Raw genomic sequence first — 14,978 nt, 5'->3', positions numbered from 1 at the left:
CGGCGGGGGTGACCACCTGGCTCAGGCACTCTGGTCCTTCCTTCGGGGCGGGATACAGGCACCTGGGCCGGGAGCCTAGCCAGCCTCACGTGCCTCCCGCAAATCCCCCACGCGGGTTTCGGCCGATTTTCTGGTCGCGTCGTCACCCTCCGTCACGACCAGACGCAGCGGCGGCACCAGCCCCGCGTCGGCGAGCACCCCCAGGGCCTGGCGCTCCTCACCACCCAGCTCGCTGTCGATGGGCCCCAGGAGCACCGAGACCACGCAGTCGGAGCACGCCAGGCCCCGCATCTCGCAGCGATCGCAGTCGATGTGCATGACCGTCCCTCCCTCTCACACCTTCCGCGGGCGAGCTCTCCTCCCCGCTGATCACCGACGTTAAGGGCAGGGTCCGACAAGGTCGCCACGAGACAGAAGTTTCCGCAGGTGATTGGAGTGATGGATGTGACTGGTGGTGCACCGGATCGGCGCCCGAGTTCGCCGCCCTCCGGCCCGAGATGATCACGTTCACTGCGAAAGCTCGTGTCGCACTACGCCTGCAACCGTGTCGACGGTCGAGAAGACGTGGTGATGGCCCCCCACCGTCACCGGCCGAGCAGCCCGATCAACGCCACGGACTCGACGCTGCGCACCCCGGGACGGCGCACACCCTCGGCGACCTCGCGGTCCGAGGACACCACCACCACCGGGCGGCCCTGGGGCTCGGCCCGGACCATGCGCCGGATGAGCTCGTCCGCCGTCTGCCCCGTCGGGCTGAACCGGACCCGGATCCCCGACCCCGGGACCGGGGGCGGCACCGTCACGTCCGCGCCGTCGAAGACGAGCGTCACCTCGGCGCCCGTCCGGGCCGACACCGCCGCCAGCCCCTGCGCGAGCCGCGACCGCTGGGCGTCCAGCGGCATGGCCGGCCAGGCGGCCTTGGTGACGTTGTAGCCGTCGACGATCAGGTGGACCCGCGGCAGCGCCAGCAGCTCGTCCAGATAGCCCGGCTCGTCGGCGGCCCGGGCGCGGCCGACGGCGCCGCCGTCCAGCGGGCTGCCGGGGACGGCGGCCTCGACGGTGTCGGCGGGCGAGAGGGTCGAGGCCGGCAACGCCAGTTCGCGACGGAGCCCGGCCGCGGCCTCGCCCAGCGTGTCCAGCAGCAACGCCAGCCGCGCCGTGCCGAGGCCGCGTTCGGCCCGGCCGCTGCGCCGGGCCGCTTCCAGGGCTGCCTCGGTGTCCGCGAGCCGCGCACGGAGCCGGCGGGCCTCCGTCTCGGCGGCGCGCAGGGCGGCGCGAGCCTCGGCCAGTTCGCGGCCGGCCTGCTCCTGCTCGTCCTGCTCCTGCTGACGCGCCTCGCTCAGCCGCTCGCGGGTCTCCTGGACCCGCCGCCGCAGCATGGTGTTCTCGGCCTTGAGGCGGTCGATCTCCGCGCGCATCGTCGCGCGCATCTCGCGCGTGGAGGCGCGGGCGGCCTCGAGCTGCTCGCGCAGCCGCTCGGCGGCGGCCGCCTCGCGGGTGAGCCGGCCCTCGTCGTCGCCGCGGCGGACGGAGGCGGCCGCGGTCTCGACCATGGTCTCCCACCCGTCGGGGCGCAGGAGGTAGGCGAGAACGGCGACGTCGACGGGGTCGGCGGCGGCCGGCGCCGACCCCGATTCCAGCGCCTTCGCGAGCGCGGGATCGGCGGCGGACGCGGCGTCGAGGACGCGGCGCCGGAAGCCCGCCTCGGTGTCGAGCGCCGACGCGATGGCGCTGGCGCCCAGACGGGCGCGTTTGGCCGCCGCGAACCTCGCGATCGGCCGCAGCACACGCGGGACCTCGGCCGCTGGCATCGAACCGAGCACGTCCGACCCCAGCGCGACGAGCCGCGCCCGCACCGCGTCGGGCAGCGTGCTCACGCGGAGTCAGGCCGCGCGACGAGCTCCACCGTTTCCTCCCCGCCGCACCACCGGCAGACCACACGCTCGACGGACTCCGCCAGGACGTCCGTCTCCTCGACCTTCGGGACGCCCGAGAGGTCGACGTGGACGAACTCGCGCACGCGGCTGGACCGCACGACGTCGAACCGGGTCAGGTTGCCGCATTGCGCGCAGCGCCACCGAGTGGTCTCGGACGGCTGGGGAACGGGCATGGGCTGCTCCTCGGCGTCGGTTCGCTGGACGTGTTGCCGCCCAGCGTAGGCCGTCAGACGGCGGGTCGCGGCCGGAGATTGTCAGTGGCGGTGCCTACTGTGCGATCAGGTGGCCGAGGACCGAGAGGGGTGGGACATGACGGCCGTGGCCATCCAGGGCACGCTCGACGAGATCGGCATGCCGCTGGTCTCCACCACGTTCGTCGTGGTCGATCTCGAGACCACCGGCGGGGCGCCCGACGGCAACGAGATCACTGAGATCGGCGCGGTGAAGGTCCGCGGGGGCGAGGTCGTCGGCGAGTTCGACACCCTGGTCCGCCCGGCGTCGGCCATCCCGCCGTTCATCGCCGTGCTGACGGGCATCACCGACCTCATGGTGGCCGGCGCGCCGCGCATCCAGTCGGTACTGCCGGCGTTCCTCGAGTTCGCCCGCGGCAGCGTCCTCGTCGCGCACAACGCGCCGTTCGACGTCGGGTTCCTGAAGGCCGCGTGCGAGGTCACCGGCGCCCGCTGGCCGTCGTTCCAGGTGCTCGACACCGCGCGGCTGGCCCGGCGCGTGCTGTCGCGCGACGAGGCCCGCGACTGCAAGCTGTCCACGCTGGCCCGGCTGTTCCGCGCGTCCACCACGCCCAACCACCGCGCCCTGGCCGACGCCCGGGCCACGGTCGACGTCCTGCACGGGCTGTTCGAGCGGCTGGGCAACGTCGGCGTGCACACCGTCGAGGAGCTCGCGCTCTGGCAGAGCAAGGTCACCGTGGCGCAGCGGCAGAAGCGGCACCTGTCCGAGCAGCTGCCGCACGCCCCCGGCGTCTACATGTTCACCGCGCCCGACGGCGAGACCCTCTACGTCGGCAAGAGCAAGGACATGCGCACCCGGGTGCGCACCTACTTCACCGCGTCCGAGACGCGGCCGCGGATGACCGAGATGGTCTCCATCGCCACCGGCGTCACCGGCATCCAATGCGCCACGCCGCTGGAGGCCGAGGTCCGCGAGCTGCGGCTGATCGCCGAGCGCAAGCCCCGCTACAACCGGCGTTCGCGGTTCCCCGAGCGCGGCAGCTGGCTCAAGCTCACCGTCGAGGCGTTCCCGCGGCTCTCGCTGGTCCGGCAGGTCCGCGAGGACGGCTCGGCCTACCTCGGGCCGTTCGGGTCGCGCCGCATCGCCGAGGCGGCCATGACGGCCATCCACGAGGCCGTGCCCATCCGCCAGTGCACGCAGCGGCTGTCGGCGTCGCCGTCGTCGTCGGCCTGCATCCTGGCCGACATGGGCCGCTGTGGCGCACCCTGCACGGGCGCCGAGTCGGCGGCGGAGTACGCGGTGCACGTCGACCAGGTGCGGCAGGCGTTCACCGGCGACCCCGGGCCGCTGGTGCACCGGCTGCTCGAGCGCATCACCGCGCTGGCCGCTCACGAGCGCTACGAAGAGGCGGCCGTCCGCCGCGACCGGCTGGCGACGCTGGTGCGGTCGCTGATCCGGTCGCAACGCATGGCGTCGCTGGCGTCGGTGCCGCAGCTGGTGGCGGCGCGACGCCGCGAGGTGGGCGGGTGGGAGCTGCACGTCGTGCGGTACGGCCGGCTGGCCGGCGCCGAGGTCACCCCGCCCGGCGTCGACCCGCGCCCGGCCGTCGAGGCCCTCGTCGCGACGGCCGAGACGGTGCTCCCGGCGCCGGCACCGCTCCCGGCGGCCACGGCCGAAGAGACCGAGTGCGTGCTGCGCTGGCTCGAGACCCCCGGCACCCGGCTGGTGCGCGTCGACGGCGTGTGGACGCTTCCGTGGCCCAGCGCAGCCGGCTACACCGCCGTCGCCGACGCCCGCGACGACGACCAGCGCGCGGCCCGCCCGTTCGCCGACCGCCGTCCCCTGCGCCCGCTGCGCTGAACCCTTTTCTTCCGGGACTCGCCGCAGCCCGGGACCTCGCGGCCGGCCTCGGGGAGCCGGCGGTAATGTCGGCGCCGAACCGGTACACCCCGAGGAGACATCACGTGATCACTGCGATCGTGTTCATCCAGGCCGACGTCGCGCGCATCCCCGAGGTCGCGACGGAGATCGCCGCCCTCGACGGCGTCAGCGAGGTCTACTCGGTCACCGGCGAGATCGACCTCGTCGCGATGGTCCGGGTCCGGACGCACGACGCCATCGCCGAGGTCGTCGCCGACCGCCTCAACAAGGTCGACGGCGTGCTCAACACCGAGACGCACATCGCGTTCCGGGCGTACTCCAAGCACGACCTCGAGGCCGCGTTCGCGCTCGGCGCCGAGGACTGACGCGACGAGGCGTCAGGCGGAGGCGGCGGCCACCCAGCGGTCCAGCACCCGCTGAGCGGCGCCGGAGTCGACGGCGGCGGTCGCCTTCTCGAGTCCGGCGGCCAGCCGGTCGGCCAGCGGCGCGTCCAGGGCGTCGTACGCCGCCAGGCCCGCCGCGGCGTTGAGCAGCACCGCGTCGCGCACCGGACCCTTCTCGCCGCCGACGAACCGCCGGGCCACGCCGACGTTGTAGGCGACGTCGCCGCCGCGCAGCGCCTCGGCGGGGACCGGCGCGATGCCGAGGGACGCGGGGTCGAAGCGCTCCTCCGTCACCTCGCCCTCGCGCACCACCCAGACGCGCGACGTCGTGGTGGTGGTGAGCTCGTCGAGGCCGTCGTCGCCACGGAAGACCAGCGCGGAGGTGCCGCGTCCGGCCAGCACGCCGGCGATCAGCGCCGCCACCCGGGCGTCGGCCACGCCGACGGCCTGGGCGCTGGGCCGGGCCGGGTTGGCCATGGGGCCGAGCATGTTGAACGTCGTCTGGATGCCCAGCTCGCTGCGCGCCGTCGACGCGTGCCGCAGCGACGGGTGGAACGCCGGGGCGAAGCAGAAGGTGATGCCGGCCTCGACGGCGATCTCGGCGACCCGCGCGGCTGGGAGGTCCAGCCGCACGCCGAGCCCTTCGAGCAGGTCGGCCGATCCGCACAGCGACGACGCCGCGCGGTTGCCGTGCTTGACGACCCGGGCGCCGGCCCCGGCCGCGGCGATGGCCGCCATGGTGGAGATGTTGACGGTGTGGGCGCGGTCGCCGCCGGTGCCGACGATGTCCAGCGCGGGACCGGGGTCGGGGAACGGCGTGGCGACGTCGTACATGGCCTGGACCAGGCCCTCGAGCTCGGTGACCGTCTCGCCCTTGGCGCGCAGCGCGACCGCGAACCCGGCGATCTGCACCGGCGTCGCCTCGCCGCGCATGATCTCGCCCATCGCCCAGGCGGCCGCCTCGGTGGAGAGGTCCTCGCCGTTGACGAGCGCCGTCAGGACGGCGGGCCAGGTCTGCTGCGTCTCGCTCATGACGTGGCGGGGACGCCGGCGGAGCGGCGCCGCATGAGGTCGGCCACGGCCGACGCGACGGCGATGGGGTCGAGCGGGTGCGACACGACCGACTCGGCGCGCGACCACGTGGCCAGCCAGGCGTCCTGCGGCCGGCCGATCAGCACGAGCACCGGCGGAGCGTTGTAGATCTCTTCCTTGATGGTGCGCGCCAGGCCCATCCCGCCGGACGGGACCGCCTCGCCGTCGAGGACGGCGACGTCGATGCCGCCGGCGTCGAGCCGCCGGATGACGGCCGCGTGCGTGGCGACCTCGACGAACTCCACCTTCGGCAGGTCCGCCGCGGGGCGCCGGCCGACGGCCAGCCGCACCTGCTCGCGCGTGGTGCGGTCGTCGCTGTAGACGAGGATCGTCATGGTCGGCTCGGTGCTGCTCATCCTGCGGGTCCTCGCTGGGATCTCTCGGGCTGGCTGGCTGGTCGAGACGATGGTACCGGTGCGCCCACCCGAGGACGGGAGTGCCCGCCCGCCGCCGTGACCGGACGGCGCGGAACCCCGGCCGGACCCGAGCCGTTCACCGTCCAGCAGCTCCTGGTCGGCGACGTCCGGCGCGGCGAAACCGTCCACATATCAGGTAAGGCTTGCTTTACCTGGCGGCCGTGGCTCACCATGGCTGTGACACGCCCGGCGGCTTCTACCCCGGGGTCCTGTCGTGCCCGTCCGAGGCGACCGACATAATGGCGGGCGTGGCTTCCGCAACTGCCGTCGACGCTGCCCACACGCGGCAACCCGAGCGACCGAATCTCGTCGCCGTCGGGGTGATCGTGTGGCTGTCCAGTGAGCTGATGTTCTTCGCGGCCCTGTTCGCGATCTACTTCACGCTCCGGTCCAACGCCCCCGCCCTGTGGGAACAGCAGTCCGAACTGCTCAACGTTCCCTTCTCGCTGCTGAACACCACCGTTCTGGTGCTGTCTTCGGTCACCTGCCAGCTGGGTGTGCTGCGGGCCGAGCGCGGCCAGGTGGGCCGCCTGGGCAGCCTGCTGCAGGTCGGCAAGTGGGGTATGCGCGAGTGGTTCATCCTGACGTTCCTCATGGGCGCGTTCTTCATCGGCGGGCAGGTGTTCGAGTACGCCGAGCTGGCGATGCACGAGGGCCTGACGCTGTCCAGTGACCCGTACGGCTCGATCTTCTACCTGGCCACCGGGTTCCACGGCCTGCACGTCACGCTCGGCCTCATCGCGTTCCTGTTCCTGCTGGGCCGCACCTACATGACGCGCCGGTTCACCCACGAGCAGGCCACCAGCACGATCGTCGTGTCCTACTACTGGCACTTCGTCGACGTCGTCTGGATCGCCCTGTTCCTCACCATCTACGTGGTCAAGTGACGAGGAGAGACGTGCCCAGATCGTTGCCCGGCCGGTCCCGCGGCTCGCGGATCGGACAGTCCTCTTCGGGCCTCAACGGCGGCGCCTCCATCGGGCGCTTGCTGTCGACCCGGCGGCGACACCCGCTCGCGGCCATCGCCGTGCTGGTGGCGGTCCTGTTCACCGCCGGCGGCGCGTACGCCGCGCTGGCACCGACGACGTCGCAGAACGTCCAGGCCGCCTCCTCCACGCAGATCGACGAGGGCCGGCAGCTGTTCGCCATCGGCTGCTCGTCGTGCCACGGCCTGAACGGCGAGGGCCAGATCAACGACAACGGCGACGTCCTCGGCCCGTCGCTCATCGGCGTCGGCGCCGCCGCGGTCGACTTCCAGGTCGGGACGGGCCGCATGCCGCTGGCCGCCCCGTCGGCGCAGGCGGAGCGGAAGCCGGTCTCGTACAGCCAGGACCAGATCGACGCCATGGCGGCGTTCGTCGCCTCGCTGGCCCCGGGGCCCGACGTGCCTGACGAGGAGTACCTCGACACCTCGCAGGGCAACGTCGCCCGCGGCGGCGAACTGTTCCGCACCAACTGCTCGCAGTGCCACAACACCACCGGGCAGGGCGGTGCACTGACGATGGGCCAGTTCGCGCCGAACCTCACCGGCGTCGAGCCGCGGCACATCTACGAGGCCATGATCACCGGCCCGCAGGCGATGCCGGTGTTCAACGACCAGACCGTCACCCCCGAGGACAAGCGCGACATCATCGCGTTCCTCGAGAGCGTGCAGAACGAGCCCGACCCCGGTGGCCTCGCCATCGGCCGTGCGGGTCCCGTCGCCGAGGGTCTGTGGGCGTGGCTGGTGGGTATCGGCCTGCTGATCGGCATGGCCACCTGGATCGTGACGAGGTCGTCGAAGGCATGAGCACGCACAACGTGAACCCCAACGGTGACGAGCACGCCGTCGTCCCCCACGGCGAGCACGCCGTGGTGCCGGCCGACCCGATCGCCGACCCCGGACTCCACCACGACGAGCCCCGGCTCACCGACGTCGACAAGAAGGCCGAGCGGCGCGCCGAGCGGCAGGTCGCCGGCATGTTCGCCCTGGCCTCGCTGCTCACCGTCGCGTTCATCGTCTTCTACGTGATCGTCGGCATCCATCCCGACGACCCCGACGACGGCGTCAACATCGGCGACGTCCAGGTGTCGAACCTGACCTTGGGCCTCACGCTGGGCCTGGCGCTGTTCCTCGTCGGTGCGGGCGCCGTGCAGTGGGCGCGGTCGCTGATGTCGTCCCCCGAGGTCGTGCACGAGCGGCACGAGCTGCGCGGCGACGACGAGACCCGCGCGGCCGCGCTGGCCGACTTCGAGACCGGCACCGAGGAGACCGGCTTCGGCCGGCGCAAGCTCATCCGCAACTCGCTGCTCGGTGCGCTGGCCCTGCTGCCGCTGCCCGCCGTCATCCTGCTGCGCGACCTCGGCCCCAACACCGGCCCGTCGCCCAGCGAGCGCAAGGAGCACACCATCTGGGCCGAGGGCGTCCGCGTCCTCACCGACGTCACGTTCATGCCCATCCGGGCCGCCGACCTCGAGATCGGCCAGCTGGTCAACGCCATGCCCGCGACCTTCGAGGACCTCCCCGAGCACGGGCCCGAGCGCATCAACGAGCGGGCCAAGTCGCCGGTCATGCTGGTGCGCATGCTGCCCGAGGACATCCACGTCGCACCGGGCCGCGAGAACTGGGGCGTCGACGGCATCCTGGCGTACTCCAAGATCTGCACGCACGTCGGCTGCCCGATCAGCCTCTACGAGCAGACGACGCACCACATGCTCTGCCCCTGCCACCAGTCCACGTTCGACCTCTCGGACAACGGCAAAGTGATCTTCGGCCCGGCGACGCGGAGCCTCCCGCAGCTGCCGATCGCCGTAGACTCGGAGGGCTACCTGATCGCGCAGAGCGACTTCACCGAGCCCGTCGGGCCGAGCTACTGGGAGCGCACGCGATGAGCGCCATCGTCAACGGTGCCGGCAAGGTCGTCGACTTCGTCGACCAGCGGATCACCGCGTCCAACTGGCTGAAGCGCAACATCCGCAAGGTCTTCCCCGACCACTGGTCGTTCCTGCTCGGGGAGATCGCGCTGTTCAGCTTCATCATGATCCTGCTGTCCGGCGTGTTCCTGACGCTCTGGTTCAAGCCGACGATGGCGCACGTCGTGTACGAAGGCGCCTACGTCCCCATGCGCGACGTCGGCATGTCCGAGGCCTATGCCTCCACTCTCGAGATCTCCTTCGAGGTGCGCGGCGGCCTGCTGATGCGCCAGGTGCACCACTGGGGCGCGCTGATCTTCCTGGCCGCGATGTCGGCTCACATGCTGCGCGTCTTCTTCACCGGCGCGTTCCGCAAGCCCCGCGAGATCAACTGGCTCATCGGCGTCGTCCTGCTGGTCCTGGGCGTGGCGGCCGGCTTCACCGGCTACTCGCTCCCCGACGACCTGCTGTCGGGCACCGGCCTGCGGATCATCGAGGGCGGCATGCTCGCCATCCCGATCGTCGGCACCTACCTGTCGTCGTTCCTGTTCGGCGGCGAGTACCCCGGCGACGACATCATCGCCCGGCTCTACCCCATGCACATCCTGCTGATTCCGGGGCTCATCCTGGCGCTGGTCACCGCGCACCTGATGATCCTCTGGTACCAGAAGCACACGCACTGGGGCGGCCCGGGCAAGACCAACACCAACGTCGCCGGCGCGCCGTTCTACCCGATCTACGTGGCCAAGGCCGGCGGCTTCCAGTTCATCGTCATGGGCGTCATCGTCCTGCTGGCCGCGACCATCCAGATCAACCCGGTCTGGTTGTGGGGGCCATACGATCCGTCCGTGGTGTCAGCCGGCACCCAGCCCGACTGGTACGTCGGCTTCCTCGACGGCGCCCTGCGCGTCATGCCGCCGTGGGAGTTCTACATCTTCGACCACCCGGTCACGATGAGCGTGCTGATCCCGGCGATCCTGCTGCCGGGCATCATCCTCACGCCGCTCGCGCTGTACCCGTGGCTGGAGCAGAAGGCGACCGGCGACACCCGCGAGCACCACCTGTTGGACCGGCCGCGCAACGTCCCGGTGCGCACCGGCATCGGTGTCGCGTTCATCGTCTTTTACATCCTGCTGTGGATCGCCGGCGGTAACGACTTCTTCGCCACGATCCTGGAGATCCCGGTCAACTGGATCACCTGGTTCATCCGCATCGGCATCTTCGTGCTGCCGCCGCTGGCGTTCTTCGCCACGAAGCGGATCTGCCTGGGCCTGCAGCGCCGCGACCGCGACAAGGTCATGCACGGCCGCGAGACCGGCATCGTCATGGTCAGCCCCGAGGGCGAGTTCTCCGAGCTGCACGCTCCGCTGAGCCAGGCCCAGGCCTACCAGCTGACCTGGCACGAACGGCAGCTGCCGTCCGACCCGGGCCCGGCGACGGACGCCAACGGCATCCCGAACCCGAACTACCGCAGCAAGCGGGTCCAGGCGCGGCTCTCCCGCTTCTACTTCGGCGACGTCGTGCAGAAGCCGACCCGCGAGGAGCTCGAGTCCGCCCACCACGACGGCCACGGCGCCGAGTCCGCTCACCGCGACGAGCTGCCCAGCGGCCAGCAGTAACTCCCCTGCTCCACCGGTGCGCCCGGGTCGTCCACACGGACGGCCCGGGCGCTCTGCTTCGGNAGCAGTAACTCCCCTGCTCCACCGGTGCGCCCGGGTCGTCCACACGGACGGCCCGGGCGCTCTGCTTCGGGCCCGCCCTCGGCGACGTCGGGCGGGACTTCTGCGTCACGTCCTGGGTCTACGTCGCGCGATTCGGCCGAATCCGGCCTCTGAACGCGACTCGCACCCAGGACGTGCATGCGACCCGGCGTCAGCCGCCCCGCCGCCGGGCCATCCCGCCGACTGCCGCCCGCGACCGCCACCCCAGTCCCGGGCCGGACGCCCGCCGGCGGCGACGTCAGGCGGGACTTCTGCGTCACGTCCTGGGTCTACGTCGCGCGATTCGGCCGAATCCGGCCTCTGAGCGCGACTCACACCCAGGAGGTGCCTGCGACCCGGCGTCAGCCGCCCCGCCGCCGGGCCATCCCGCCGACGCGCACGTGGACCCTGGTACCGCGGTCAGCCGTCCGTGGCCGGCGAGCCGTCGCCGGCGGGCGGGTCGGCGTAGGCGTCGGTCCCGGCGAGAACCCGCCGGAGTCCTCGTTCGCCGCGGCGCATGACGGCGCGATGGCCGTACCGGAAGAGCGGACCGAGCACCGGCCCGGCGGCGTTCATCCAGGCCCGCGTCGTGGAGACGCGCAGCTCGATGTCCAGTCGGGTGCCGCCGGGCTCGGCCTCGAACAGCACGGAGCTGGTGCCGGTCAGGTCGCCGTCAGCGGCGAGGACGACCAGACGGCTCGGCTCGACATCGGTGAGCGTGAGCGCGAACGTCAGCCGGTACGCAGCCGGGCTGCGCCAGGTGCACAGGGCCGTGCTCCCGACGAGCTCGGCCGTCCGCCGGACGTCGGCGGTCTCGAGACCGGGCCACCAGTCCACCCAGCGCTGCCCCGGCGACGTCAGGAACGTCCACGTCTCGGCCAGTGGCGCGGCCACACGCCACCTGGAGGCGAACACGTAGCGCCGGGGTCCCACGGTCCCGACTCTAATGTCCCTTCCCCGTACGACTCGCCGCACGGCACCTCGCTGCCGGCCCCGGCCTACGCTGCCCCAGCCGCACTCACCTCCCTCCGCGCCCGCTCCGCGGCATCGACGGCCTCGCGGGTCAGCGCGGCGATGTGCCCGGGACTCACCTGACTGTCGAGACAGTCGCGCAGCAGCAGAGCCATGGTGTGCCGAGGGTCGACGGACAGGACGCGGTCGAGCGCGACGTTCGCGACGGCGCCGTCGCCCTGCTGATAGGCGACCCAGGCGACCACGCTGCAGACGGCGGCCGCCCGGGCGTCGGGCGTCCGTCGGGCCAGCGCGGTCAGCAGGCCGAGCCAGGCCGCCGGATCGGCGCCGTCGAGCGCGATGAACCGGTCGCGGACCAGCAGATCGGCCGCGCCGAGGCTCAGCCGCGCGACATCGTCGTCCGCCAGCTCCAGCCGGCCCTCCGCGGACCGGGCCAGCAACAGCCGCGCCAGCGCCAGGGTGCGTCCCCGCACGACCTCGACCCCGTCGGCGAGCGCCTCGGCCGCCAGCTCGCGGTCGACCCGCTCGAAGACGCCGGCCATCGCCTTCTCGTCGGCGCCGGAAAGGCCGCGGAGACTGTCCTCGAGCTCGCGCCGCGACGACAGCGTCCGGCGACCGGCCAGCGCCGCCCGAGCCGCCACATCGGCCGCGGCTCCCATACCGGGGTCGGGCAGCGGCACGCCATCGGCCGGGCAGCAGCCCGGATGGTCGCAGTCGTAGGTCCACCATCGCCCGCCGTCGACGTACGCCGTCCCCAGCACCTTGACCGGGCCTCCGGCCAGTTCGCCGACGATGAGTTCGATCAGCGCCTGGTGCGGCACCCCACGCCGGCTGGACGCGGCACGGTCGGACGGATGGCCCGGCGGCGCCCCACCCGCGCCCGGCGGCGCCCCACCCGCGCCCGGCGGGGCTTCGCGGTCGCCGTAGCAGACCAGAATGACGCCGTCGGGCTGCCCGTACTCGATGCGCTTCGCCAGTTGCCTCGCATAGCCCTCGTCGTCGCCGGCGCCGGGCAGGTCGAGCCGCAGGAGCGTGCCGGTGCGCCGGTCTTCCAGGTCGACGTGCACGACCACGATGCTGGACTGCGGATGGAAGCCCATGAGGTGCGGTATGGCGGCCAAGAGTTCGCCCGGGTCGCCTGCCGTCGCTGTGCCCTTGTGGTGTTCGCGTATCTTCATGGAGGCGACACTCCCCCGCCCGGCCTTCCGGCTCAACCGCCGATCGCCGAAATGTGGACAACTGCCGCCGCCAGTTTTCGCTGTGGACGACGCGTTCCCGGTGGGGCGCGCGAGAGGTCGAGGAGGCCGGTGTGTCCCGTCGTGGGTGGATGCTCTTCGTCGCGCTGGGGATCATCTGGGGCATCCCCTACATGCTGATCAAGGTGGCCGTCGAGGAGCTGTCACCGGCGTCGATCGTCCTGGCCCGGACGGCCATCGGCGCGGCGCTGCTGCTGCCGCTGGCGGCGCGACGGGGCTACCTGCGCCCCCTGCTCCCCCATTGGCGTCCGCTGCTGGCGTTCACGCTCGTCGAGGTCTGCATCCCGTGGTACCTGCTCGGATACGCCGAGCAGGAACTGTCCAGCTCGCTGACGGGCCTGCTCGTCGCCGCCGTGCCGCTGGTCGGGGCCGTGCTGGTGTGGGCGATGGGCACCGAGCGGCCGGGCGGACGGCGGCAGGCCGGCCTGCTGGTGGGGTTCGCCGGCGTCGCCGCACTGGTCGGCTTCGACGTCGAGGCGAGCAGCCCGGCGCCGGTCGTGGCGGTCGCCGGGACCGCCGTCTGCTACGCCGTCGGCCCGATCATCCTGGCCCGCTGGCTGTCGCACCTGCCGGGGCTCGGCGTGATGGCGGCGTCGCTGACGGCGTCGGCGGTGCTGTACCTGCCCCTCGGGCTGGCGCAGTGGCCGGGCGAGCCGCTGTCGGGCAACGTCTGGCTCAGCGTCATCGGTCTGGGCGTCGTCTGCACCGTGGCGGCGTTCCTGGTCTTCTTCGCGCTGGTGGCGGAGGTCGGGCCGAGCCGGGCCACCGTCATCACCTACGTGAACCCGGCTGTGGCGCTGCTCCTCGGCGTGGCGGTGCTGGACGAGCGGATCACGGTGTTCACCGGCATCGGGTTCGGCCTGATCCTGGTGGGCTCGGTCCTGGCGACGTCGAAGGACAAGGAGCGCGAGCCGGCCGCGGTTCCGGCCGTCCCGGTGGTCACGGCGACGGAGCGCGTCTCGGGCGACACCGCCCAGCAGCGCGAGGCGCTCGACGTCACGTGTGACGACATCGCGCGGCCGGTCGCGGAGCCCTGACACCGACGCGCCAGACGATCGCGGCCGAGCGGAACCGACCCGGCGAGGGATGAGACGGGCGCCGGCGACCGGGCCCGGGTGCGGGACGGCGTCAGCGGCGGCGGTCGGCGAGGGTGGCGAGCTGCGGATCGCCGTCGCGACTCTTCATGAGGAGGAGGCGCTCGTCGAGCCAGTGGTCGATGGACTCGGTGGCCCGCAGGACATCGGCGGGGTCCTCGAGGTGGCCGCGCCGCTCGATCAGCGTGCGCAGGTTGTCGTCCACGCGGCGGATCTTCGCCGTCAGAGGCTGAGTCAACATCACGACCTCCTCCGAGGATGTCGAGCACCTATACCACCAGAGGTAACCCGCGGCGGCAACACCGAAACCTCATCGGAGGCGACAGAACGGACACAATCGGCTGATCCACCCGATCCCCCGGCTCGCCGGCGCACGCGGAGAACGGCGAGGCGGACCGGGTCGACGAGCCCACGAAAGAGCGCCGCCCACGGCAGACGGCCCGTGGACGGCGCTCCGAGGAGTCATGACTCAGTGGGCGTATTCGCCCCGGTAGTACTCGAACACCCAGCCGACGGCGGCCATGGCGGCCAACGCGACGCCGATGATGAAGATGAACCAGGCGAACACCAGCCCGATGAAGACCATCGACACCGCGCCGGCGGCGGCCAGCGGCCACCACGAGTGGGGGCTGTAGAAGCCGTACTCGCCGGCCAGCTCCTCGACCTCGCCGTCGCGGTCCTCGGGACGGGGAGCGATGCGGCGGGACAGGAGCAGGAAGTAGAACGCCACCATCGCGCCGAGGCCGAACGTCAGCACCAGAGCCGTCGTGCCGGTGGGGTCCTCGGACATGAACCAGTAGACCGGAGTGACCACCGCGAAGAAGACCGTCACGATGGCGAAGATCATGCCTTCGATCTTCACTTGCTGTCCTCCTGCACGTCAGGCGGGCCGAGTACCTCGGTGAGCGGTCCGGCGTGGGCCGGTTTCTTCTCCGCCAAACCCGCGAGCTCGGGGTACTTGAGGTCGAAGGCCGGCCGCTCGCTGCGCACCCGCGGCAGCGAGGTGAAGTTGTGCCGCGGCGGAGGGCTCGACGTGGCCCACTCCAGCGAGTTGCCGAAGCCCCACGGGTCGTCGACCTCGACCTTCGGCGCCAGCCGGCTCTGCCACACATTCCACAGGAACGGCAGCGTCGACGCCGCCAGCACGAAGGCGAACACCGAGG

At 72.2% G+C, this 14,978-nt stretch carries 16 protein-coding genes and 1 pseudogene; 7 read left to right on the top strand and 10 right to left on the bottom strand.

Translation table 11 applies throughout. The features are described 5' to 3' along the window. Window positions 1-75: 75 nt before the first annotated feature. The 3 genes from DY240_RS03815 to DY240_RS03805 all read right to left on the bottom strand — a co-directional run bounded on the left by DY240_RS03815 (window position 76) and on the right by DY240_RS03805 (window position 2,110). The gene (locus DY240_RS03815) at window positions 76-318 is read right to left on the bottom strand and encodes a hypothetical protein (protein ID WP_119658636.1); all 243 of its coding nucleotides are present in this window, start codon (window positions 316-318) and stop codon (window positions 76-78) included. Window positions 319-584: 266 nt separating this feature from the next. Beyond that, the gene (locus DY240_RS03810; RefSeq protein WP_199700772.1) at window positions 585-1,877 is read right to left on the bottom strand and encodes an NYN domain-containing protein; all 1,293 of its coding nucleotides are present in this window, start codon (window positions 1,875-1,877) and stop codon (window positions 585-587) included. Beyond that, window positions 1,874-2,110 carry a hypothetical protein gene (locus DY240_RS03805; protein WP_119658635.1) on the bottom strand — a complete coding sequence of 79 codons (237 nt, stop codon included), beginning with the start codon at window positions 2,108-2,110 and terminating at the stop codon, window positions 1,874-1,876. Before DY240_RS03805 ends, DY240_RS03810 begins: the two co-directional genes overlap by 4 nt. Before the next feature lie 136 nt (window positions 2,111-2,246). On the opposite strand from DY240_RS03805, the gene DY240_RS03800 reads away from it, so the two are divergent. Together DY240_RS03800 and DY240_RS03795 are read left to right on the top strand one after the other, a co-directional pair. Further along, complete coding sequence (locus DY240_RS03800) at window positions 2,247-3,989, top strand: DEDD exonuclease domain-containing protein (RefSeq protein ID WP_119658634.1); 1,743 nt, start codon at window positions 2,247-2,249, stop codon at window positions 3,987-3,989. 104 nt (window positions 3,990-4,093) lie between these two features. Next, window positions 4,094-4,375, top strand: a complete 282-nt coding sequence (locus DY240_RS03795; RefSeq protein WP_119658633.1) for an Lrp/AsnC family transcriptional regulator — start codon at window positions 4,094-4,096, stop codon at window positions 4,373-4,375. Window positions 4,376-4,387: 12 nt separating this feature from the next. Here the strand turns inward: DY240_RS03795 and trpD are convergent, their stop codons facing one another. Together trpD and DY240_RS03785 are read right to left on the bottom strand one after the other, a co-directional pair. Next, window positions 4,388-5,425, bottom strand: coding sequence for an anthranilate phosphoribosyltransferase (trpD, locus tag DY240_RS03790; protein WP_119658632.1), 1,038 nt, complete (start codon window positions 5,423-5,425; stop codon window positions 4,388-4,390). After that, the gene (locus tag DY240_RS03785) at window positions 5,422-5,841 is read right to left on the bottom strand and encodes a response regulator (RefSeq protein WP_119658631.1); all 420 of its coding nucleotides are present in this window, start codon (window positions 5,839-5,841) and stop codon (window positions 5,422-5,424) included. Before DY240_RS03785 ends, trpD begins: the two co-directional genes overlap by 4 nt. A 299-nt stretch (window positions 5,842-6,140) precedes the next feature. Between DY240_RS03785 and ctaE the strand changes: the two genes are divergently transcribed. The 4 genes from ctaE to qcrB all read left to right on the top strand — a co-directional run bounded on the left by ctaE (window position 6,141) and on the right by qcrB (window position 10,412). After that, window positions 6,141-6,788 (top strand): aa3-type cytochrome oxidase subunit III, encoded by a 648-nt coding sequence (gene ctaE, locus DY240_RS03780; protein ID WP_119658630.1) that lies wholly within the window; start codon window positions 6,141-6,143, stop codon window positions 6,786-6,788. Between the two features lie 89 nt (window positions 6,789-6,877). Then, on the top strand, window positions 6,878-7,690 hold the full coding sequence (qcrC, locus tag DY240_RS03775) for a cytochrome bc1 complex diheme cytochrome c subunit (protein ID WP_119658656.1): 813 nt from the start codon (window positions 6,878-6,880) through the stop codon (window positions 7,688-7,690). Then, entirely contained in the window at window positions 7,687-8,772 is a 1,086-nt protein-coding gene (qcrA, locus tag DY240_RS03770) for a cytochrome bc1 complex Rieske iron-sulfur subunit (protein WP_119658629.1), read from the top strand. Before qcrC ends, qcrA begins: the two co-directional genes overlap by 4 nt. Next, entirely contained in the window at window positions 8,769-10,412 is a 1,644-nt protein-coding gene (gene qcrB / locus DY240_RS03765; protein ID WP_119658628.1) for a cytochrome bc1 complex cytochrome b subunit, read from the top strand. The genes qcrA and qcrB overlap by 4 nt, the downstream gene beginning before the upstream one ends. Before the next feature lie 501 nt (window positions 10,413-10,913). On the opposite strand, the gene DY240_RS03760 is transcribed toward qcrB, so the two are convergent. Together DY240_RS03760 and DY240_RS03755 are read right to left on the bottom strand one after the other, a co-directional pair. After that, the gene (locus DY240_RS03760; RefSeq protein ID WP_147375185.1) at window positions 10,914-11,426 is read right to left on the bottom strand and encodes an SRPBCC family protein; all 513 of its coding nucleotides are present in this window, start codon (window positions 11,424-11,426) and stop codon (window positions 10,914-10,916) included. A 65-nt stretch (window positions 11,427-11,491) separates the two neighbouring features. Further along, entirely contained in the window at window positions 11,492-12,643 is a 1,152-nt protein-coding gene (locus DY240_RS03755) for a DUF4192 domain-containing protein (RefSeq protein ID WP_119658626.1), read from the bottom strand. Window positions 12,644-12,774: 131 nt separating this feature from the next. On the opposite strand from DY240_RS03755, the gene DY240_RS03750 reads away from it, so the two are divergent. Further along, complete coding sequence (locus tag DY240_RS03750; RefSeq protein WP_199700769.1) at window positions 12,775-13,758, top strand: DMT family transporter; 984 nt, start codon at window positions 12,775-12,777, stop codon at window positions 13,756-13,758. A 91-nt stretch (window positions 13,759-13,849) separates the two neighbouring features. Here the strand turns inward: DY240_RS03750 and DY240_RS03745 are convergent, their stop codons facing one another. The 3 genes and pseudogenes from DY240_RS03745 to DY240_RS03735 all read right to left on the bottom strand — a co-directional run. Then, entirely contained in the window at window positions 13,850-14,056 is a 207-nt protein-coding gene (locus tag DY240_RS03745) for a hypothetical protein (protein WP_119658624.1), read from the bottom strand. A 228-nt stretch (window positions 14,057-14,284) separates the two neighbouring features. Continuing rightward, a complete protein-coding gene (locus DY240_RS03740) occupies window positions 14,285-14,677 on the bottom strand; it encodes a cytochrome c oxidase subunit 4 (RefSeq protein WP_119658623.1) in 393 nt (130 codons plus the stop codon). Next, window positions 14,674-14,978, bottom strand: a pseudogene (locus DY240_RS03735) (cytochrome ubiquinol oxidase subunit I); the annotation flags it as partial. The gene DY240_RS03740 and the pseudogene DY240_RS03735, both read right to left, overlap by 4 nt.

The organism is Jiangella rhizosphaerae (genome assembly GCF_003579925.1).
In the GTDB taxonomy this organism is placed as follows: Bacteria; Actinomycetota; Actinomycetes; order Jiangellales; family Jiangellaceae; genus Jiangella; species Jiangella rhizosphaerae.
Note: the sequence above shows the minus strand (reverse complement) of the source record. Positions and strands in the feature narration are given on the sequence as shown.

Excerpts from the sequence above, each read along its gene's own strand:
- qcrA (WP_119658629.1), top strand. The coding sequence starts at position 7,687 with ATGAGCACGCACAACGTGAACCCCAACGGTGACGAGCACGCCGTCGTC.
- qcrB (WP_119658628.1), top strand. The coding sequence starts at position 8,769 with ATGAGCGCCATCGTCAACGGTGCCGGCAAGGTCGTCGACTTCGTCGAC.
- DY240_RS03815 (WP_119658636.1), bottom strand. The coding sequence starts at position 318 with ATGCACATCGACTGCGATCGCTGCGAGATGCGGGGCCTGGCGTGCTCC.
- DY240_RS03745 (WP_119658624.1), bottom strand. The coding sequence starts at position 14,056 with ATGTTGACTCAGCCTCTGACGGCGAAGATCCGCCGCGTGGACGACAAC.
- DY240_RS03805 (WP_119658635.1), bottom strand. The coding sequence starts at position 2,110 with ATGCCCGTTCCCCAGCCGTCCGAGACCACTCGGTGGCGCTGCGCGCAA.
- trpD (WP_119658632.1), bottom strand. The coding sequence starts at position 5,425 with ATGAGCGAGACGCAGCAGACCTGGCCCGCCGTCCTGACGGCGCTCGTC.
- DY240_RS03785 (WP_119658631.1), bottom strand. The coding sequence starts at position 5,841 with ATGAGCAGCACCGAGCCGACCATGACGATCCTCGTCTACAGCGACGAC.
- ctaE (WP_119658630.1), top strand. The coding sequence starts at position 6,141 with ATGGCGGGCGTGGCTTCCGCAACTGCCGTCGACGCTGCCCACACGCGG.
- DY240_RS03800 (WP_119658634.1), top strand. The coding sequence starts at position 2,247 with ATGACGGCCGTGGCCATCCAGGGCACGCTCGACGAGATCGGCATGCCG.
- DY240_RS03755 (WP_119658626.1), bottom strand. The coding sequence starts at position 12,643 with ATGAAGATACGCGAACACCACAAGGGCACAGCGACGGCAGGCGACCCG.